The 19,731-nt window shown below is 72.6% G+C and carries 17 protein-coding genes; 10 read left to right on the forward strand and 7 right to left on the reverse strand.

Annotation, left to right across the window (positions count from 1 at the left end; translation table 11 throughout):
- Positions 1-12: 12 nt before the first annotated feature.
- The gene (locus ACQUST_RS00670; RefSeq protein WP_435123873.1) at positions 13-777 is read right to left on the reverse strand and encodes a twin-arginine translocation signal domain-containing protein; all 765 of its coding nucleotides are present in this window, start codon (positions 775-777) and stop codon (positions 13-15) included.
- A gap of 94 nt (positions 778-871) precedes the next feature.
- Between ACQUST_RS00670 and ACQUST_RS00675 the strand changes: the two genes are divergently transcribed.
- On the forward strand, positions 872-1,831 hold the full coding sequence (locus tag ACQUST_RS00675) for a DUF5787 family protein (RefSeq protein ID WP_435123874.1): 960 nt from the start codon (positions 872-874) through the stop codon (positions 1,829-1,831).
- 98 nt (positions 1,832-1,929) lie between these two features.
- A complete protein-coding gene (locus tag ACQUST_RS00680; protein ID WP_435123876.1) occupies positions 1,930-3,429 on the forward strand; it encodes an aryl-sulfate sulfotransferase in 1,500 nt (499 codons plus the stop codon).
- A gap of 48 nt (positions 3,430-3,477) precedes the next feature.
- On the opposite strand, the gene ACQUST_RS00685 is transcribed toward ACQUST_RS00680, so the two are convergent.
- The 5 genes from ACQUST_RS00685 to ACQUST_RS00705 all read right to left on the reverse strand — a co-directional run bounded on the left by ACQUST_RS00685 (position 3,478) and on the right by ACQUST_RS00705 (position 10,343).
- Positions 3,478-4,305: an MBL fold metallo-hydrolase gene (locus ACQUST_RS00685; protein ID WP_435123878.1), complete on the reverse strand. Its 828-nt coding sequence runs from the start codon at positions 4,303-4,305 to the stop codon at positions 3,478-3,480.
- 131 nt (positions 4,306-4,436) lie between these two features.
- Positions 4,437-5,816 (reverse strand): ATP-binding protein, encoded by a 1,380-nt coding sequence (locus ACQUST_RS00690; protein WP_435123879.1) that lies wholly within the window; start codon positions 5,814-5,816, stop codon positions 4,437-4,439.
- A gap of 95 nt (positions 5,817-5,911) precedes the next feature.
- Positions 5,912-7,747 carry a flippase activity-associated protein Agl23 gene (locus ACQUST_RS00695; protein WP_435123880.1) on the reverse strand — a complete coding sequence of 612 codons (1,836 nt, stop codon included), beginning with the start codon at positions 7,745-7,747 and terminating at the stop codon, positions 5,912-5,914.
- Between the two features lie 72 nt (positions 7,748-7,819).
- Complete coding sequence (locus ACQUST_RS00700; RefSeq protein WP_435123882.1) at positions 7,820-9,649, reverse strand: ATP-binding protein; 1,830 nt, start codon at positions 9,647-9,649, stop codon at positions 7,820-7,822.
- A 67-nt stretch (positions 9,650-9,716) separates the two neighbouring features.
- Positions 9,717-10,343 carry a deoxyuridine 5'-triphosphate nucleotidohydrolase gene (locus ACQUST_RS00705; protein WP_435123884.1) on the reverse strand — a complete coding sequence of 209 codons (627 nt, stop codon included), beginning with the start codon at positions 10,341-10,343 and terminating at the stop codon, positions 9,717-9,719.
- A gap of 122 nt (positions 10,344-10,465) precedes the next feature.
- Between ACQUST_RS00705 and ACQUST_RS00710 the strand changes: the two genes are divergently transcribed.
- The 7 genes from ACQUST_RS00710 to ACQUST_RS00740 all read left to right on the forward strand — a co-directional run bounded on the left by ACQUST_RS00710 (position 10,466) and on the right by ACQUST_RS00740 (position 16,195).
- A complete protein-coding gene (locus tag ACQUST_RS00710; protein WP_435123886.1) occupies positions 10,466-12,451 on the forward strand; it encodes an aconitate hydratase in 1,986 nt (661 codons plus the stop codon).
- A 211-nt stretch (positions 12,452-12,662) separates the two neighbouring features.
- On the forward strand, positions 12,663-13,235 hold the full coding sequence (gene rimI / locus ACQUST_RS00715) for a ribosomal protein S18-alanine N-acetyltransferase (RefSeq protein WP_435123888.1): 573 nt from the start codon (positions 12,663-12,665) through the stop codon (positions 13,233-13,235).
- Positions 13,236-13,338: 103 nt separating this feature from the next.
- Complete coding sequence (locus ACQUST_RS00720; RefSeq protein ID WP_435123890.1) at positions 13,339-13,884, forward strand: DUF5810 domain-containing protein; 546 nt, start codon at positions 13,339-13,341, stop codon at positions 13,882-13,884.
- A 23-nt stretch (positions 13,885-13,907) separates the two neighbouring features.
- Positions 13,908-14,504 (forward strand): DUF5809 family protein, encoded by a 597-nt coding sequence (locus ACQUST_RS00725; protein WP_435123891.1) that lies wholly within the window; start codon positions 13,908-13,910, stop codon positions 14,502-14,504.
- A gap of 32 nt (positions 14,505-14,536) precedes the next feature.
- Positions 14,537-14,920 carry a hypothetical protein gene (locus ACQUST_RS00730; RefSeq protein ID WP_435123893.1) on the forward strand — a complete coding sequence of 128 codons (384 nt, stop codon included), beginning with the start codon at positions 14,537-14,539 and terminating at the stop codon, positions 14,918-14,920.
- A 50-nt stretch (positions 14,921-14,970) separates the two neighbouring features.
- Positions 14,971-15,624, forward strand: a complete 654-nt coding sequence (locus ACQUST_RS00735; RefSeq protein ID WP_435126060.1) for an NUDIX hydrolase — start codon at positions 14,971-14,973, stop codon at positions 15,622-15,624.
- A 130-nt stretch (positions 15,625-15,754) separates the two neighbouring features.
- Positions 15,755-16,195, forward strand: a complete 441-nt coding sequence (locus ACQUST_RS00740; RefSeq protein ID WP_435123895.1) for a rhodanese-like domain-containing protein — start codon at positions 15,755-15,757, stop codon at positions 16,193-16,195.
- A 14-nt stretch (positions 16,196-16,209) separates the two neighbouring features.
- Here the strand turns inward: ACQUST_RS00740 and ACQUST_RS00745 are convergent, their stop codons facing one another.
- Positions 16,210-18,321 (reverse strand): hypothetical protein, encoded by a 2,112-nt coding sequence (locus tag ACQUST_RS00745; protein WP_435123896.1) that lies wholly within the window; start codon positions 18,319-18,321, stop codon positions 16,210-16,212.
- Between the two features lie 240 nt (positions 18,322-18,561).
- Between ACQUST_RS00745 and ACQUST_RS00750 the strand changes: the two genes are divergently transcribed.
- Positions 18,562-19,698, forward strand: coding sequence for a WD40/YVTN/BNR-like repeat-containing protein (locus ACQUST_RS00750; RefSeq protein ID WP_435123898.1), 1,137 nt, complete (start codon positions 18,562-18,564; stop codon positions 19,696-19,698).
- The last annotated feature ends 33 nt before the right edge of the window (positions 19,699-19,731 follow it).

Raw genomic sequence — 19,731 nt, forward strand, 5'->3', positions numbered from 1 at the left:
GGCTCGGTGGCGCTACGTGACGCCCGCGACGAGCCGCTGCATATCCCGGGCGTACTGGTCCGGGTCGAACTGGAGGTCGACGTCGACGGTCACCGAGATGTCGTCGGTGAGCGGCTCGGTGACGGTCCGGCGGCCGCGTTCGGCGGCGTAGGTGCCGCCGGCGGCGAGCACCGAGTCGCCGTCCGGCCAGACGGCGAGAAACCCCTCCGCGTCGATCGCGTCCGCCGAAACCGAGAGCTCCCGGGAGCCGACCGAGAGCCGGAACCCCTCGACGGGGAACGCGGCGGTGTACGTCGTTGTGCGGGCTGTTTCGCCGTTCGCAGCCGCGAGCTCGCCGCGGTCGACGGCGTCGACGGCGCGGAAGCCTCGCGCGCCGAGTCGGCGTCTGAAGGCGTCGCGGGCGGCCCGCTCCGTCGCGGCGCACAGCGCGTCAGCGGTCGGCGCCGGCTGCTGCGGCGCGGAGAACGTGACGCGCCCGGCGAAAAACGAGTTCAGGCGGCCGTCGACGCGGCCGAGCGTGGCGTTCCGGAGCCGCCGCCAGCGCTCGTCGTTGCCGAATCGGACGGCGTGCGTGACGGCGTTGACCGCGACGCCGTCGACGACGCGGTCGAACAGCGGGCGGCGCTGCTCGCGGAGCCGGGTCCAGCCCGCCTCCGAGAGGCGCGTCTGCGGGACGGACGGAAGCGCGTCGTCCGCGGTGTCGGTACAGCCGGCGAGACCGGCGGTTCCGGCCGCTGCGGCGGCCGTGAGGAACGTTCTGCGACTCGGACGGTTCATCGCCGGGCTGTTCCGCCGCGTGGATGCTCAAGCCGGGATTTCTCCGGGACTCCGTGGCCGTGTGCTTTTGTCCGTCGGCGCCCGAGGAGGCCGCATGGAGTTCGGGTTCGAGCTGGCGCTGTGTGCCGCCCTCGAAGCGCGCACCGACTGGGTGCTCGCGCGTCAGCTCGGCGGCGGCGTCACCGACCCCGGCGGCCGCGTCGTCGACGTCGTCGGCGTCACCCCCGGCCCTGAGTTCGACGACCGCGCCCGCATCACGGACCGGTCGATTCCGGGCGTCGCCATCGAGTCCGCGGTGGGCGTCGGCGAGCCGCGGCGGCCGCGCGACGCGCTGGACTGCCACCCGGAGCGGGTCGACGGCGTCGTCGACGCCGCGGTCGACGCCGGCTTCTTCTCGGCGGAGCGGCGCGGCGGCCGACGGTACGTCCGGCAGACGACGCGCTACCCCGACGACTGGTTCGGGCGGCTGGTCGGCGTCGAGAACAAGCCGGACCTCGGCCGCCCCGGCGACCTGCGCCGGCAGCTTCGGCTGGACGTGAGCCTCGCGCTGTTCGACGAGGTGTGGCTGGCGACGGAGAGCCACGTGACGGGCGCGCACCTGAACCGCATCCCGGAGCCGGTCGGAGTCTGGCGGTTCGACCCAGAAACCGGCGAGCGCGACGTGGTCCGGGAGGCCGCGTCGCTGCCGGTGGACGAGCCGGGCGTCGAACTGCTCGACGAGCGGCCGCTCCGCACCGACGTCGACGTCGTCTCCGCGGACGCGAAGCGGCGGCGCAGACGACGCATCGCCGAGCGGGCGTACGGGAAGGGCTGGCGGACCTACGACTTCCCGGCGTGCGCCCGCTGCGCCGCGACCGACGACGCCCGCCCGCACTGCGAGCACTTCGACGCCGTCGTCGACCCGGCCTCGGACTGCGGCGCCGACTGCCCCGGCTTCCGCCCCGGCGACGCCGCCGACGTCGACGCCGACGCGCTCCGTGACGCCCGGACGCCGTGGCGACGCGACCCGCCCGGCGTCTCGCGGCGGCAGGCCGGCCTCGACCGCTTCCGCTGACCGACGACCCGACGACAGCGCCGTCCGGCGACGTTTCAGCGACTGTTCGGCGGCGGCGGACGAGAAGGTACTTACTCGGCGAGGCGGCAGGCTTCGCTATGAGACGATTCGCCCTCCTGTGTGCGGTCCTGCTGGTGGCCGGCGTCGTCGCTCCGGCGGCGGTCGGCGGCGCTGCGGCGGCGCCGGCGTCGTCGCCGACGACTGCCGCGTCGCTGTCGGCGTCGGCACTGTCGACGTCCACTCCCACGTCGACGTCCACGTCGGCCGCGGCGTCCGCGGCGTCGACGCCGTCGAACGCGACCGGGGCGCCGGTGTGTGCGGGCCGCGTCAGCCAGCCGGCGAACGGCGTCACGGTGGTGTCGGTGCAGGGCGCCCGGTTCGGCGAGGAGGGCGGGAAGACGGCGGCGCGGCTGGTCGCGTTCGGGCCGCGCGGCGGGATTCTGTGGGTGCACCACAGCGGCCGGAAGCACGGCGTCGTCTGGTCGTACGACGTCGACCCGCTGCCGAACGGGAACGTGTTCGTCACCGGGACGCAGCGCGGCACGACGGTGCTGTACGAACTGAACGCGACGACAGGCGAGACGGTGTGGCGCGACGAACTGCCGTTCGTGGACACCCACGACGCCGACCCGCTGAACCGGACGCACGTCGTCGTCGCGAACATGCGGAACCCGGACGTCGCGAACGGGACGAACGACGACCGCATCGTCGTCTACAACCGCGAGACCGACGAAATCACGTGGACCTGGCGGTTCGACCCGCGGTATCCGGCGTCCGCCGGCGGGAACTACTCCGAAGACTGGACGCACGTGAACGACGTCGACGCCGTCAACCCCGACGGCGAGGGCGACCGGGCGACCCACTTCCTGGTGTCGCCGCGGAACTTCGACCAGGTGCTGCTGGTGAACCGGTCGTCCGGCGACGTCGAACTGAAACTCGGGTCGGACGGCGACTACGACACCATGAAACGGCAGCACAACCCCGACTTCCTGCGGAGCGACGCCGGCAACCCGACGGTCGTCGTGGCCGACTCCGAGAACGACCGGGTCGTCGAGTACGCGAAGCGCGGCGGCGAGTGGACGCAGACGTGGCGCGTCGGGTCGAGCGACTCGCTGTCGTGGCCGCGGGACGCCGACCGGCTCCGGAACGGCCACACGCTTCTCGGCGACTCCCGGAACAACCGGGTGCTGGAGGTGACGCCGCGCGGCCGCGTCGTCTGGGAGGTGTACGCGCCGTGGCTCGTCTACGACGCCGAGCGCGTCCCGGCCGCCGGCTTCGACGCCGACGGCTACCGCGACGTCGGCGGCTCCCGCGGCCCGACGATGGCCGACATCGGCGGCGGCGGCACCTACGCTCTCTCGAACGCGACGCCGCCCGAGACGGCCGCGCTCGAATCCTGCGCGGCCGCCATCACGACCCACGACGGCGGCTTCCGGTCGCTCGCCACCGCGACGCCCGGCGGCGACGGCGACGAGCGGACCGTGACCGCGGCGACGCCGGTGCCGTCCCAGACGTCGACGACTATCGCCGGCTTCGGCGCCGCCGTCGCGGCCGCCGCGGTGCTGGTCGCGGCGCTGCTCGGCCGGCGCCGAGCCTGACCGGCGGCAGTGCAGACGGGTCGACCGGCCGGCCGTCGGGGGACCGACCTACAGGTCGTACGTCTCGCCGTCGACGGCAATCGGGTCGTCGAACGCCTCGTCCGCCGGGTAGAAGTGTGCGACGTGGACGAGTCTGGCGCGTGCGGCGTCGAGGTCGTCGGCGAGCGACAGCGCGCCCTCGCGGGTCATGTGTTTCGTGCCGAACGTCCGCGGGACGCCGTCGGCGTCGTGGTGCGACCCGCCGAGCGGATGTTTCTCGCACAGCGACGCCGGGACGATGGCGTCCGCGAGCAGCAGGTCGGGGTCGGCGAGCGCCGCGCGCGACTCCTCGGGGACGTCGTAGCTGGTGTCGCCGGTCAGCGACAGCTTCGCGCCGGTGACGGGGTCCTCGACGACGACGCCGTAGCAGACGAGCGGCGGGTGGTCGACGGGGACGAGCGTGACGTCCAGTCCGCAGACGCGTTCGGCGCGGTGCGGCGTGGCGTCGCGGACGGTGACGCGGTCGAGGTAGTCGTACTTCGACCGGACGGTGTCCGCGACGGACTCGCCGGTCACCGGGTCCGTCTCGTCGGCGGCGTACACCGGGAGGTCGTCGTCGACGACGCGGTAGGCGTTCCCGAGGCCGTCGAGGTGGTCGAAGTGAATGTGGGAGACGACGCCGGCGTCGGGCACGTCGACGTCGTGGGTCAGGAACTGCTGTCGGAAGTCGGGCGAGAAGTCGACGAGCAGCGACTCGCCGGTGCGGTCGTTCGCGACGTGGACGGAGAACCGCGAGCGCTGGACGCCCCGGTCGCGGGCGGCCCGGCAGGTGTCGCAGTCGCAGCCGACGGTCGGCGTCCCGGTCGTGTCGCCCGTGCCGAGGAGGGTGACGCGCATTCGCTATCCGGGCGAACGCGGCCGGGGGAGTAAGGGGTGTCGGAGCCGGCGGTCGACGGCGGCGGGCGATGGCCGCGAGTCGCGAGTCGAGAGCCGGGAGTCGAGAGAGGGGAGTCCGGAGCCGGAAGCCGTCAGTGGCTGTGGTCGTGGCCGTCGTGGTCGCCGTGGTCGTGTTCGCCGCGGCCGTCGCCGGCGACTTCGGGGACCTCGGCGCCCTCGCCTTCGATCATGTCCATGTTCTTGAGGTTGTCGCGCTCCTCGAAGTCGGCGACGGCGTCCATGATGTCCTCCTGCGTGATGGCCATGCGGTCGTCGGTGAGCGCCTCCAGGACCGCCTCGCGGAGCACGAGCCGGAGGTCGGAGCCGGTGAGTCCCTCGGTGCGGTCGGCGACGGTGTCCGGGTCGAACTCCGCGATTTCCATCTGGCGCGTGATGACGCGGAGGATGTCCGCGCGCATCTCCCGGTCCGGCTTCGGGAAGTTCACGATCTCGTCGAAGCGGCGCCACGCGGCGGCGTCGAGCTGGTCCGGGTGGTTCGTCGCGGAGATGAGAAGCACCTCGTCGCGGACCAGCGAGATGTCGTCGATGCTCTTCAGCAGCGTGTTGACGGCGCGTTTCAGCGCGGCGTGCTCGTCGCTGCGGCGGGTCTTCGCGACGGAGTCGAACTCGTCGATGAACAGGATACAGGGCGCGAGCCGCTTTGCGACCTCGAACGTCTTCTCGACGTTCTTCGCGGTCTCGCCGAGGTACTGGCTCGTCACCATCGACAGCTTCACCTCGACGAACGGGAGGCCGAGTTCGTGCGCGAGCGCGCGGGCGGCCGTCGTCTTCCCGGTGCCGGGCGGGCCGACGAACAGCAGCTTCCCGATTTCGCGGAGCCCGATGTTCGCGAGGTACTCGCGGTGCTCGATGGCCTTCATCAGCTTCCGAATCTCGCCCTCCTGGTCGTCGGTGAGCACGAGGTCTTTCAGCGTCATCTCGATCTCCTCGGGCGCCCGGACCGTGACGAGGTCGAGCATCTCGGCGTCCTCCTCCTCGTCGAAGTACTCGTCGAGCAGCGCGTCGATCCAGACGCGGTCGGCGCGGATCGGCCGGTTCTCGTCGCTCGCCTCCTCGTAGGTCGCCTCGAACGCCTCGTCGGACTCGTCGGCGATCTTCGCGAGCACCGGGTTCGACCGGAGCCGGTCGTCGTCGACGCGGTCGAGCAGCCACTCGACGGCCATGCCGGACTGCGTCAGCGAGATCTCGCCGGAGAACTCCTCGCGCTGCGTGAACAGCAGGTCGGAGACGGCTTCCCAGGGGCGCTCCACGCCGGTCGCGGTTTTCGCGTCCGCCTCGGTGACGTGCAGCGGCCGCTGTACGGTCCCTGGGCTCGATTCGTCCTCTGTCGACTCCGTCCAGAACACGCGCCGGTACCGGGGCGGGAGGTCGTCCGGGTCGAGCCCGCGGTCCTCGGTGTATCGGTGGGCGGTGACGAGGAGTTCGACCACGTCGACTGCCGGGTCACTCATCCCCGAGAACTTGCCGGCGAAGGTGGTTAAGCGCGTCGAAGCGACTGGCGCGAACCCCCGCCGCGGCGAAGCCGGCTCCGGGCGTCGTTCGAGGGTCAGACCGCCGATTCCGGCGGCTGTGGCGAGACGCCGGGCCGCGACCGCGGCGTCGACGAGGTGTGTGTCGGCAGGCTGCGTGCCGTCTCCGTCGACGCGTCGTCGCCGTGCAGCGCCGCCTCGTCGGTGAACACGACGACCGGGTTGCCGTACAGCGCGAGGTCGTACTCGCGGCGCCGGTAGCCGTCGAGCGCCCCGGCGACCTCGTCGGCTTCCGCCGGCGCGGCGAACACGACCGGCGGCGGATTCGCCGGAATCGACTCCGCGTCGGCGGCGTGCCGGTGTGTCGCCCCGGCGCGCTCGACGTACCACGTCAGCGGGAGGCGGCGGAGCCACAGGCCGAGCCACGGCCCCGCGTCCCGCGGCGGCACGGCCGCGACCGTCTCGTTCGGCAGCCGGAAGAACGACCCGTAGTACAGCACGCCGCCGTCGCCGGCCGCCGCCTCGACGTCGGCGACCAGCGGGTCGAGGTCGTCGCCGGGCTGTGCGCCCTGCGCGAGCAGGTTCACCCGCGGCGTCGGCTCCGTGTACGACGTGGCGAGCAGCACGAACCCGGTCTGCGCGGCGACGAGCGCGACCACCAGCACCGCGACGGCGACCCGGAACCCCGGGGAGACGCGGTCGTCGGCGCGGCGGCCGGCCGGGTCTGCGTCGCGACCGGCCGAGTCGGCCGCGCTGTCACGGCCAGCGACTCGGTCGGCGTTCCACGCGCGAATCAGGCGACCGACGGCGACGGCGCCGACGGCGGCCGGCACGGCGAGCGGGACGGCGGCGTGGACGGCGAGCCACGGCGCCTTGATGTCGGTCGCGTACGGGTAGCCGGCGAGCGAGACGAGCCCCCAGGCGCCGGCGGCGACGACGAGCGGCCGGGCGGCGTCGCCGCGGACGAATCTTCGGAACTCCCGGCCGACGCCGGCCAGCGCGCAGGCGTACAGCGCCGGCGCGCCGACGGCGACCGTCGCGAGCAGGTGCAGCAGGTACGGCGCGTACGGGTGGCTGTGCCCGCCGACCCAGAGGCTCCCGGCGAACGTGGTCCACGCGCCGACGGTGCCGGCGGCGACGGCGGCGACGGGCGTCGCGAGCAGGTCGTCGAACCCGGGCGAGTAGCCGCGGGGCGCGTAGAACACCCACGCGACGGCGAGCGCGGCCACGGCCGCGACCGGAACCGCCGGTAGGTGCGGCCGTGCCCGTGCGAGCGCGGCGCGGACCCCGCTTCGTCCGTCGATGCGCCACCGCACCGCGAGCGCGACGCCGACGGCGCCGAGGACGCAGGCGGCGTACACGACGACGTTCTCCTTCGTCGTCAGCGCCAGCCCCCAGAGGACGCCGGCGGCGACGAGCAGCCACGGCCGGCCGTCGGTGTAGCCGCGGTACGCCGCGGCGACCGCGGCGAACGCGAACGCGGCCAGCGGCAGGTCCTCGCGGAAGAACCGCGAGAAGAACACGAGCACCGGCGAGACGGCGAGGAACGCCGCGAGCGCGACCGTCTCGTCGTCGTCGAGCGCGGCGCGGAACCCGAACGCGGCGAGCGGGAGGAGGCCGCCCAGCACCGCCGGGAGCAGCCGGACCGTGAACTCCGAGGCGCCGAACAGGTCGAGCAGCGGCGCCGTCGCGATGGAGAGAAACGGCCCGTGGACGACCGGCCTGTACGCGAAGTAGCCGGTGTCGAGGTAGCGCAGCGTCCAGTAGCCGACGCGCGCCTCGTCGAAGTGCATCGCCCGGGCGCCGAGCCCCCACAGCCGGAGCGTCAGCGCGAGCAGCGCCAACAGCGGAACCGCTCGCCGTGGACTCCGGAGCGTCTCGACCACTGCGCGGCGACGCGGGCGACGCGACACGGTCGAGCGTCACGGCGTCCGGATAAGTGTCTTGTCGAACCGCGCGGGACGGACTGGCGGGGACGTCACCGGTCAGCGCCGCAGTTCGTCGCGGAGGAACGCGACCGCGGCGTCGACGTACTCGGCTTCGGTGCCGCTACGCGGGAGTTGCAGCCGGTAGCTCCGGCTCTCCGTGTCGAGCAGGAGCGCGTCGTCGACGCGGCCGACCGCCGCGAGCGACTGGTAGGCGACCTCGAACCGGGCGTCCGCGGTGGCGACGAGGACGGCGTCGTCGAGGAACGCCGCGGCGGCGGCGCCGCGCAGCAGCGTCTCGCCGTCGCGGACCAGCGGCCCGGACCGGCGGAGCCGAAGCAGGTGGTGCGGCTGGTCGTCCGCGCCGAGCGCCGGCACCACCGACGGCAGCCACCGGGTCTGCCCGGCGAGCCGGCTCCGCGTCACCGAGTCGCCGACGGCCGCGGCCGCGAGCGCCGCGACGCGGTCCGTCCCCGACGTCCCGCGGCCGACGCGGCGGCCGCCGAACTCGCCCGGCGTGTCGGTCGGCGGTCCGCTTCTGTTGTCTCCGTCCGCCGCCTCGGCGCCCGACCCGGTTCCGGTGGCGGACCGCCCGCTACCGCTGTCCGCGCCGGCGGCGCGGCCGCGGGTCCAGGCGCGCCGCACCGCGTCGGCTTCGGTTCCGGCGGCAGCGTCGCCGCCGGCGTCCGAACCGTCGGGGTTCTCGGCGGCGCCGTCGCCGCCGACGCCGCGGTCGGCCGCGGGGACGCCGCCGTCGCCGGTGGCAGCGGCGTCCGACTCGGGCGTCTCCGGGCGGGCTGGCGTTTCGGCGTGGTCGATGTACGGGTCGGCGCCGGCCGTCGCCCGGCGAAATCGGAGTTCGAACACGGTCCCCTCGGGGTCGTTCTCGCGGACGTCGACGTCGCCGCCGTACACGTCCATCAGCCGGTCGACGAAGAACAGGCTCAGCCCCTCGCCGTGTTCGACCTGCGTGCGCTCCTCGCGGCCGAGTACCTCGTCGCGGCGGTGCTGGTCGATGCCGGGGCCGTTGTCGGCGATGGACAGCGTCACCGTCTCCGGGTTCACGTCGACGGTCACCGTCACTTTCGCGGCGTCCTTGTCGTTGTGCTCGACGGCGTTCTCGACGACGGCGCGGAGCGCCGGCCCGAGCATGTCGTCGGCGAGCACGTCCAGTTCGTCGTCGACGCCGTGGACGGAGATGGAGGCGTTCGTCGCCGGGACGTCCGCGACGGCCTCCTTCACCGCCGATGACAGGTCGACCGGCCGGATGGAGTCGGCGTCGCCGCCGGTGAGGATGCCGCTGAACCGCCGGGTCGTCCGCGCGCGGTGGAGCATCTCGCGGACCCGGCTGCCGGCGGTTTCGAGCGACGACTCGACGGCGTCGCCGGCGGCGTCGGGAAGCTCCTCGTCGACCTCGCTCGCGACGCGCTCGAGGTGGCCGAGCACGACGTTCGCGTCGTTCCGGATGTTGTGCCGCAGGACGCGGTTCAGGATGCGCAGCGACTCCTCGTAGCGCCGCTGCCGGGTCATGTCGGAGAAGACGACGACGTAGCCGCGGACGACGCCGTCGGCGTCGAGCGGCGCGGCGCTCCCGCGGGTGTGGACGAGCCGGCCGTCCTTCGTCGTGGACTCCAGGTCGCCGGCCCACGACTCGCCGGCGGAGAACGCGTCGACGATTTCCTCGTACACCGCCGGGTCGTCGACGAGTCGCAGCGGCGACGAGCCGAGCAGTTCGTCGCGGCCGTAGCCCGTCAGGTCGCAGAGCGCCTCGTTCACGTCGACGATGACGAACTCGGTGTCGACGATGACCGCCGGATCCGTCGTTTCGCGAAACGCGCGTCTGTGGAGCCGTTCGCTCCCGTCCGGCGCCGATTCCCTCCCGTGAGCCACGAGTGTGGCGCTCGGTTCCCCATGGACCACTAACAATCTTTCGTCAGACAAAGTCGCCCACGTAATCTTACGCCGCGTCGCTGCCGGCGTCGTCGTCGTCGCCGCCGTCGTCGTCACTGTCGCCGTCGGCGGCGGACAGCCGTTCGCCCTGGTAGTCGCCGTCGTACCGGCCGTCGTGTTCGGCGGTGGAGAGCACGAACTGGGCGACGCGGGCGCCCCGCTCCAGTTCGAGGGCGTGGCCGACCTGCAGCAGCCCTTCGCCGCGGCCCTCGTAGCCGGCGTCCCAGACGGCCGTGTTCAGCATGCAGGAGTTCCGCAGCAGCGACGACCGCGGGTAGACGAAGCCGACGTGGCCGTCCGGGACGCGGAGCGTCTCGCCGTACTGGACGACGTACGCGCCGGGGTCGAGGCGGTACTCGCCGGCGCCGTCGCCGTCGCCGTTCACGGGGCGGAGTTCGCGGCGGTCGCCGACGCGCTTGTCGCCGCGTTCGATGCGTCCCGGGGCGGTCTGTTCGTACACCGCGTCGACGGTGAGGTCGACGCCGTTCGGCTGGACCTGCCCCTCCCGCAGCGGTTCGACGTGGTCGGCGACGAACGCGCCGGATTCGTACATACCGGTGGCTGTGCGAGTCGGGACAAAAACGGCGCGATTGCCGACCCGGTTCCGCGTCGCCGGCGGAATCAACGAAACCACAACTCACACCCGAGTGAAAACAAAATTCGCCGCAAGAATGACCGCACGGGCCGTATTCCTCACGAACGACAGTGGGATGACTCGCCGGATTTATATCTCCGCGAGGTCGAAGTCCGGACGATATGGGAGAGACGATTACGGAGAAAATCCTCAGCGACCACCTCGTTGAGGGCGAACTCACGCCCGGTGAGGAGATCGGAATCGAAATCGACCAGGTGCTCACCCAGGACACCACGGGCACCATGGTCTGGCTCCAGTTCGAGGCGCTCGACCTCGACGAAGTGCAGACCGAACTCGCGGCGCAGTACTGCGACCACCAGACGTACCAGTTCGACTTCAAGAACACGGACGACCACCGCTTCCTCCGGTCGGCCGCAGGGACGTACGGCGCGTACTTCTCCCGGCCCGGCAACGGCATCTGCCACCAGGTCCACAAGGAGAACTTCGCGGCGCCCGGCAAGACGCTGCTCGGCTCCGACAGCCACACGCCGACGCCCGGCGGCCTCGGCCAGCTCGCCATCGGCGCCGGCGGCCTCGACATCGCCGTCGCGATGGGCGGCGGCCCCTACTACGTCGAGATGCCGGAGATCGTCAACGTCGAACTGACCGGCGAACTCCCCGAGTGGGCGACCGCGAAGGACGTCGCGCTCCACCTGCTCGGCGAACTGAGCGTCAAGGGCGGCGTCGGCAAGGTGCTCGAATACACCGGCCCCGGCGTCGAGACGCTCACCATCCCGGAACGCACCACCATCACGAACCTCGGGACGGAGCTGGGGGCGACCTCCTCCATCTTCGGCACCGACGAGAAGACGAAAGACTGGCTCGCGCGGCAGGACCGCGAAGAGGAGTACGTCGACCTCTCGCCGGACGAGGACGCCGAGTACGCCGAGACCATCGAGGTCGACCTGTCCTCGCTCGAACCGCTCATCGCGAAGCCGTCGATGCCGGACAACGTCGTCCCGGTCCGCGAAGTCGCCGGCGAGGACGTCGAGCAGGTCATCATCGGCTCCTGTACGAACGGCGCCTACGAGGACATCCTCCCCGGCGCGAAGATGCTGAAGGGCCGCGAGGTCGCGAAGAAGACCGAGATGATCGTCGCGCCCGGCTCCAAGCAGGCGTCCGAGATGCTCGCTCGCGAGGGCTGGACGGCCGAGATGATGGCCGCCGGCGTCAACTTCTCCGAGGCGACGTGCGGTGCCTGTATCGGCATCGGCCACGTCCCGGCGTCGGACTCCGTCTCGCTGCGCACCTTCAACCGGAACTTCGAGGGTCGCTCCGGCATCGAGGACGACTCCGTGTTCCTCTGCTCGCCGGAGGTCGCGACCGCGGCCGCAATCGCCGGCGAAATCGTGGACCCGCGCGACCTCGCCGACGAACTCGGCGACCTCGAGGCGCCCGGCCTCGAGATGGGGACGAAGTACAGCCCCGGCATGGGCCAGGACGACCCGGACATCATCAGCCCCGACGAGGCCGTCGACGACGGACTCGTCAAGGGCCCGAACATCGGCGACGTCCCGCTGAAGGACGAGCTGGCGTCGGACATCGAGGGTGAGGCGCTCCTCAAGATGGAGGACAACATCACCACCGACCACATCATCCCGGCGACGGCTGACATCCTGAAGTTCCGCTCGAACATCGAGAAGCTCTCCGAGTTCACGCTCTCGCGCGTCGACGACACGTTCGCACAGCGCGCGCTCGACGCCGACGGCGGCTTCCTCGTCGCCGGCGAGAACTACGGGCAGGGCTCCTCGCGCGAACACGCGGCGCTGTGCCCGATGTACCTCGGCATCGAGGGCGTCCTCGCACAGAGCTTCGCGCGCATCCACAAGGCGAACCTGTTCAACTTCGGGCTCGTTCCGCTCACCATCGACGAGGAGACCTACGAGAAGATCGAGCAGGGCGACGACGTCGAAATCGTCGACGACGTCGGCGCGGGCGTCCGCTCCGGCCAGGAGGAGTTCACCATCCGCGTGAACGACGACTGGGAGGCGACCGCCCACCTCGACGCCTCCGAACGCGAGCGCGACATCCTCGCGGCCGGCGGCAAGCTCTCGTGGACGAAGGCGCAGCACGACTCCGGCTCGGGCGCGGCGCCCGCGGACGACTGAACCCCGAACCGAACGCGAACTGAACGCGGACCGACCGCGCCGCGGACCGACCGGGGCGGCGTCGCCGCCTCTGACCGCGGCTTCGACCCGCTCGCAGCGCACCGGCACACCCGCGTCCGCGGGGCGTAGCCGGGACGACGCGGCACTTTTTCGGGCTCCCCGGACACGTCGGGGCCACCGTGTTTATGTACCGTAGCTCCTTAGCGGGGGTGTGACCACTTCACGCGGAGCCGTGGAGGGGGGCGCGCCCGGCGAGGACGGCATCGACGTCAGAGCCGTGACGCGCGCGGACCTGCTGTCCGTGTTCCGCATCGAACAGGCCGTCTTCACGCAGCCGTGGCCGTTCGCGGCGTTCGAGAACCTGCTCGACGCCGAGGGGTTCTTCGTCGCCACGGCCGACGCCGCCGCCGACGTCGGAGCGGACGGCATCGCCGCGGCGGACGTGCTCGGCTACGTCGTCGCCGACGTGCTGCGGGACCACGGACGCGACATCGGCCACGTGAAAGACATCGCGGTGCGGCCCGGCGGGCAGGGCCACGGCGTCGGCCGCCGGCTGCTGCGCCGCGCGCTCCGGCGGCTCGCGACCGTCGGCGCCAGCGTCGTGAAACTGGAGGTCCGCGAGTCCAACCACCGCGCGCAGTCGCTGTACCGCTCGGAGGGCTTCGAGCCGGTGCGCCGCGTCAGCCAGTACTACGGCGACGGCGAGGACGCGTTCGTCATGGCCGTCGACCTCGGCGAGTGGATTCGGACCGCGAACCGGTGTGACGCCCCCGAAGACGGCTGAGCCGACGAGCGACCCGCAACTCCGGTTCTCCCCGCGGTGGGCGCCCTCGCGCGGGTCGCCGCGGACGGCAGGTGTTTTGCGTCTCGGCGCCCGACGGGCGGACATGGGATACGCCTGTCCGGTGTGCGACGTGCCGCAGCGCGACGGCGAGCACCTCGCGAACCACCTCGCGTTCACGGCGATGCTTCACGGCGACGAACACGAGGCGTGGCTCGACGACACCGTCGCGGACTGGGGCGACCGGACGCCCGCCGACCTCGCCGCCGACGTCACCGAGCACGCCGAAGAGACCGAGTACGACGAGGTGTTCGAGGACACCGCACACGACCACGGCCACGGCGACGCCGGCCACGACCACGGCGACGGGCCGGCGCAGGGCCGCCCTGACGTCGGGGCTGGCCGCGGTCCGGCCGGCGGCGGTGCCGGTGCGGGTGCCGGCGCCGGCGGCTTCGAGGGGATGGCCGAGGGCGTCGTCGACGACGCCGTCGAGTCCGTGCTGCAGGACGCACAGGAACTCACCGAGGAGATGTACGGCATGAACCCCGGGGAGGACAGCGGCGGCGGCGCGGCCGGCGGCGACAACGACGTTGCTGCCGGCGACGCGGCAGACGACGCGGCCGGCGACGCGGACGAAGGAAACGACTCTTGACGCCGGCGGGCCGAGCCACGCATATGGAAACCGAGGGGACGCTGGCGCCGGAGTCGCCCGAGGCCGCCCGCGACGAGTACGACGCGCTGGTGCCGACCGCGAAGGTCGCGGTCCGGGAGACGGCGAAGGCGATGGAGTTCGACCGCGACGAGTACAGCGAGCGCGTCACCGGCGACGTCGTCGAGACGGTGCGGGACGCGCTGTTCGCGTCGCTGCTCCGCGTCCACGTCGGCAGCCGCGAGGAGTTCGACGACTGGCTCGACGACCACCCGTCGTACGACGCCGACGTCATCGGCAGCGGGAACGTCGGCCGCGTCGTCTGGCACCCCGTCCCGTTCGCCGACGTCGTCGTCGCGGCGACGTGGGAGAACGAGCGAGAGGCGGCGCTCGGCACGCTCCGCCGGTACGCCTTCGGCGACGTGTACCGCGAACACCTCGACGGCGACGAGGACAGCGGCGACGAGGACAGCGGCGGCGACGAGGACAGCGGCGGCGACGAGGACAGCGGCGGCGACGAGGACAGCGGCGGCGACGACAAGCCAGCAGCCGACGGGCCGGCGGACGACGACGTTGCGTCGGACGCCGAGCCGGACGACGCGGCGGACGACGGCGAGCCGTAACCGGTTTGCGCAGGTAGCCGGTACGTGACGGTATGCGACGCGTCACTCGCTCGTTCCTCCTCCTTCTCGCCGCCGTCGTGGTGCTGCTGCTCGCGCTCGGCGCCGTGCCGTCGTATCTCGGCTCGGGGGACCCGTACTACCTCACCGCCGAGCCGGCGGCGGACGGGCCGGCGCTAAACGTCACGGACTTCTCCGAGCGCCGGTACCCGTACCTGTTCGAGGCGCTGGAGAGCGACGACGGCAGGTCGTCGGCGTACCGGTCGGCGCTCGGCGGCCGGAAGGACTGGTTCGCGAACTCGCCGTTCGACGAGGTCGGGTCGCTCCGGTCGTTCGCGCCGGCGAACGCCACCGCCGGCGACGCCGTGTTCGTCCGGTACGAGGGCGAGCGCTACCGAGTTGAGGTGGTGCAGCCGTGAGCCGCGACGGTGACGGTGACCGCGACGACGCCGACCGCGACGGCGACGACGTGGACCGCGGCGGCAACGACGCTGACCGCGGCAGCAACGCGGACCGCGAGGGCGACGTTGCCGGCGACGGCTGGACCTCCGACGAGCCGGCGTTCGACGACGGGCGGCGGCACGACTGGCCGGGCGCGCCGGAGTGGCCGGTCGTGGAGTCCGCCGTCGAGTACGAGACCGGCTGGTTCACCGGCGGCTACGACCTCGTCGAGCAGCCGGACGGGTCGACGAAGCGGTACTACTGGGCGGAGCTGCCGACCGCGGTGGTCGTCGTCGCGCGCGCCGAGGACCGGCTGCTGTTCGTCGAGCAGTACCGGCCGACCATCCGCGAGACGCACCTCGAACTGCCGGCCGGCATCGTCGAGGCCGGCGAGTCGTTCACGGCGGCGGCGCGCCGCGAACTCCGCGAGGAGACCGGGTTCGACGCCGGCAGCACCGCGCTGCTCCAGGAGGTGCAGTGTGCGACCGGCGTGCTGCGGCACCGCCGCGCGTTCGTGTTCGCCGAGGACCTCACGCCGACCGAGCAGGACCTCGACGCGAACGAGTACCTGACGCCGCGCAGCGTCCCGGTCGACGAGGCCGCCGCGGTCGCCCGCGAACGGCCGACGAACGACGCGACCGTCGAGGGCGTCCTGCTCGCCGCCGAAGAGGGGCTGCTGTAGCGACCCGGCGCCGCCGCGGCCGCCGGAGGTATCGAACGCCGGCGCGGCGACGCGCTTTTCCGCGCCCGCCGGAGGTATCGAACGCCGGCGCGGCGACGCGCTTTTCCGCGCCCGCCGGATTCGTTCGGCCATGGACGGCGAAATCGCTCCCGCGGACGTGCAGTCGCTGCTCGACGAACGAGGGAACGGCGGCGGTGCGGGCGACGACCGCGACGACAGCAACGGCGACGGCGACGCGGCCCTCGACGTGCGCGTCGTCGACATCCGGCAGCCGGCGGCGTTCCGCCGCGGCCACATCCCGGGGTCGGAGAACGTCCCGTTCCCGGAGCTCGCAGACCGCGTCGAGGCGCTCGCGGGCGCCGACCGCATCGTCACGGTGTGTCCGCACGGCAAGTCCAGCGTGCAGGCCGCGCGGCTCATCCAGTCGTACGAGGGGACCGCAGACGCCACCGTCGAGAGCATGGCGGGCGGACTCACCGAGTGGGACGGCGAACTGACGACCGGCGCCGCGGACGACGGCCGAGAACGGGTCGCCGGCGAAGCCGACGAAGGCCCGCAGTCACCGTTCTGAGCCGGCCGGCGCCGCTACTTCTCCCGCCGTTTCGCGTTCGCCGCGCCGACGAGCCCGCAGAGCAGCACCGCCAGCGCTCCGGCGACCGCGCCGAACCCGGGTGTCCGCGTCGACGTGGCGGCCGTCGGCTCCTGCACCGTCACGGTCGTCGAGCGGTTCCCGACGGCGACGCGGTGCGTCCCGGGCTCGTCGAACGCGACGACGGCCCGGAGCGTCACGGAGCCGTTCGGCGCGACCGCGACGGACTCGGTGCGGAGGCGGTCGCCGTCGACCGTCACCGGGAGGTCGCCGACCGCCGGCACCGGCGCGTCGTTCGCGACGGTCGCCGTCACCGCCACGGCCCCGCCCGGGCGGACCGTCGACCGGTTCGCCGTCACCGACGCGACCGTCGGCGTCGCCGGCTCGCGCACGCGGACGACGTAGCTGCGGCCGCGGAGTTCGACGCGGTACTGGCCGGGCTCGTCGAAGCGGTGCGACAGCGTCACCGTCGTCGCGGTCTCCGGCTGAATCTCGCCGTCGGCGACGTCGACGGTGCGGTTGTCGACCGCGAGCGCGACGCGGTACTCGCCGGCAGCGCCGCCGTCGTTCACGACCTCGACGGGGAGCCGCAGCGTCTCGCCGGCGGCCAGCAGGAACGGCGGCCGCACCGTCTCGTTCCGGGCGACGCCGCTCACCCGGCCGACCTCGGGGAGCGTGTAGCCGACGCGGGCGGGGAGCGCGCCGAAGGCGGCCTCGTGTTCGGCCTGCGTCCACATCTCCGGCGCCGCCGTCGTCGTCGTGAACCGGTCTGCGGCCGCCGCGACCGAGTCGTTGCCGGCGGCGGCGACGGCGGCCAGGAACGCCGACTGGGTCACCGCGTCGTCGCGGCCGTTCAGCGCCGAGAACACCGACCCGAACGAGTGGCTCCGGTCGCTCGCGAGCCGAATCCGCCGGTCGAGCACGCCGACGACCAGCCCGCCTTTCAGGTACTGCGCGCCCGACACCCACGTCTCCGGGTCGGCGAGCACGACGCCGCTGTACGGCTGTCTGCTCCCGCGTTCGAGGTTCGCCGCGAACCGCTCGAAGTCGATGCGGTCCTGCCGGAGCGTCAGCAGCGCCGCGTAGTAGTCGGCGCTGCCCTCCACGACCCACTTCGTCCGGTTCGTCGTCGCGAACGACTGGCGGGTGTGGACGTACTCGTGCAGCCACGGATTGTCGGCGGTCGACAGCCGCTCGTCGGCGCGGACCCACGCGTCCGCCTCCCCGACCTGCAGCCCTCTGACCGCCCAGTCGACGCTCGTCGGCGCCGCAATCATCGTCACGACGGGGTCGCGGTCGCCGACGCGGAGCGCCGCTGACGCCGACGCCAGCGACGCCAGCACGTCGTCCGGCTGCTCGCGCAGGTCGGCGGCCGCCGGCACGACGAGCCGGAACGTCTGGCCGGACGCGGTGCGCTCGACGACGCGGTGCTCGCCGAGGAACGCCAACCGGGTGCCGACGACGCCGGCGCCGTCGACGACGGTCCGCCGCTCCAGCCCGACTGTCGCGCCGGTGTAGCGCCACTGCGCCGCCGGCCACGGAATCGACACGATGGCCCACGGCCCGGCGTCGGCCAGCAGGTACTGCTGGGTCGCAGCAGCCGCGCTCGGTGCGGCCTGCCCGGGAGTCGCGGTCCGTCCGGGAGTCGCGGCGGCGTCGAACCGGCCGGACGCCGAGGTTCGGTTCGCCGGGAGCCGGTAGGTCAGCGTCGGCGTCGCGGTTCGGCCGTCCCACTCGTACCGGGCGCCGCCGACGCGGTCGAACCCCTGTGACGACACCACCGTCGCGGCGGCGTCGATCGTCGTCGTCAGCGACGTCACCCGGTCCGGCGGCGCGAAGCGGAGCCGAACCGTGATTTCGCCGGGGCGCTCCGGCGTCAGCGACAGCGACGTCTCCAGTCGGATGTCGCTGCCGGCGGTCTGCGTCGCCGCGGCGGTGCCGGCGTGCTGCGTGGTCGACGTCGCTGCGGCCGCTGTGGCTGCGGTGGCCGATACGGCCGTCTCACCCGGCTGCGGTGCCGCGGCGGTGTCGGCTGCGGACGGCGCGGACGCGCCCGCGGCGGCGACGAGAACGAGCAGGACCAACGCGGCGCGGAGCCGGCGACTCATCTGGTTCCGGCGTTCGGCCGTGCGACGCAAAGGCGTTGTCACCGCGGCGCCCGCGTCGACGCGCTCGGCGCCGTCCACGGCGGCAGCCGAGTCGACACCGACTCAGCGTGCCCGAGCGAATCCGTCGGGAGCGGTGCGGAGCCGGCAGGAGCAGTGGGTCGCCGTCGACGATTCCCGTTCTCCGTGCGTCTCCGGGAAGAATTCCGGCTTCATGCCGATTCCGGCCGACGCACGAATCGCATGTGGAATCTCGGCCCCGAAGCTGACAGACCCGAGTGGAAGGTCGTCGAAACGCCGTTCGACGCCGGACTGACGCAGGTCGTCGCGACCCAGGAAGGTCCGTACGCCGTCGGCGAGAGCGGCGTCATCGTCGCGAACCGCGGCGACGGCTGGGAGGTCATCATCGAGGACGGCCCGAACGCGCGGCAGAACGCGCTGAACGGCATCTCCGTCACCGACGACGGGAAGCGGCTGTGGTTCCTCGGCTCCTCCGGCGCCATCGGGATGTACGACGTCGTCCAGCAGCGGAAGTACGACTACTCCTACCCGAACGAGATGACGTCGACGTGGGAGGGCATCACCGTCTCCGGGGAGGCCGGCAGCGAGAAGCTGCTCGCCGCGAACGGCTCCGGCGAGGTGCTGCCGTTCTACATCGACGGCTACGACGTCGACTGGGGAATCGTCCGGAAGCCGGCGCAGAAGGCGTCGAAGATCGCGGCGCTCGCGTCGACGCCCGACGGCTACGGCTACTGCATCGACACCTCCGGGAACGCGTTCAAGACGACGCGAGAGGAGGGGTGGAACGACATCGGCGTCGTCAACGCCCAGGTGAAGTTCTACGACATCTACGCCGGCTCCGAACACAAGGTGTACATCGCCGCCGGCGACGGCCGCGTCTACCGGTACGACGACTCCTACCACGACTGGACGCCGCTCGGCGTCGGCGAGCGGTCGCTGCGCTCCATCGACATCTACCGCGGCGACGACGGCACCGAGCAGATGGTGGTCGTCGGCAACAGCGGCGACATCTACCAGCGCAGCGGGAAGGAGCGCTGGGAGAAACTCCACTCGCCGACCAGCAAGGACCTGTTCAGCCTCGCGCTCGGCGACCCGGACGTCGCCGTCGGCAGCGGCGGCGTCGTCATCCAGCGCCCCCGCGGCGAAACCCGGCAGTCCGGGAAGAGCCCGGACGGCGACAACTACGACGGCACCGGCGAAGCGTTCGACGGCGACGACAACGACCCCGGCGAGAACACCTCCTCGGACGGCTCCACCGGCGGCACGTCGGGCGGTTCGACGGACGGCACGTCGGGCGGCTCGACCGGTGACTCCACCGACTCGACGTCGGACGGCTCCACGAGCGACACGCAGAACTGAGTCCCGGCCGCGTCGCTCGCGTCGAGCGAAACC

Source organism: Halobaculum sp. D14 (genome assembly GCF_051195135.1).
GTDB lineage: Archaea > Halobacteriota > Halobacteria > Halobacteriales > Haloferacaceae > JBNTKA01.